Annotated in this window: 1 protein-coding gene; it reads left to right on the forward strand. The window is 56.5% G+C overall.

Annotated elements, in window-relative coordinates:
• Positions 1-719, forward strand: a 719-nt coding sequence (locus tag ACXAG1_RS16960) for an EF-Tu/IF-2/RF-3 family GTPase (protein WP_475120336.1), incomplete at both ends; no start/stop codon positions are given.

A 719-nucleotide genomic window follows, 5' to 3' on the forward strand; every position in this document is an offset into this window, starting at 1 on the left:
ATGCCGCAGACCCGTGAGCACATCCTGCTGTCTCGTCAGGTAGGTGTACCTTACATCGTTGTATTCCTGAACAAAGCAGACCTGCTGGCAGAAGACTGTGGCGGCGTAGGCTCTGAAGAATACGCAGAGATGCTGGAACTGGTAGAGATGGAGCTGCGCGAGCTGCTGGATCAATACGAATTCCCGGGTGACGACACTCCGATCATCGCTGGTTCTGCCCTGATGGCCCTGAACGGCGAAGACGACAACGAGCTGGGCACCAGCGCTGTTAAGAAGCTGGTAGAAACCCTGGACGAGTACATCCCGGAGCCAGAGCGCGCTGTAGACCAGCCGTTCCTGATGCCGATCGAAGACGTATTCTCCATCTCTGGTCGCGGTACCGTAGTAACTGGCCGTGTAGAGCGTGGCATCATCAACACTGGTGACGAAATCCAGATCGTTGGTATCAAAGAAACCACTTCTACCACCTGTACCGGTGTTGAAATGTTCCGCAAGCTGCTCGACGAAGGTCGTGCGGGTGAGAACATCGGCGCCCTGCTGCGTGGCACCAAGCGTGACGAAGTTGAGCGTGGTCAGGTACTGGCTAAGCCGGGCTCCATCACCCCGCACACCAAGTTCGAAGGTGAGGTTTACATCCTGTCCAAGGACGAAGGTGGCCGTCACACCCCGTTCTTCAAAGGCTACCGTCCGCAGTTCTACTTCCGTACCACCGACGTAAC

The organism is Microbulbifer sp. ABE4_465 (assembly GCF_056160765.1).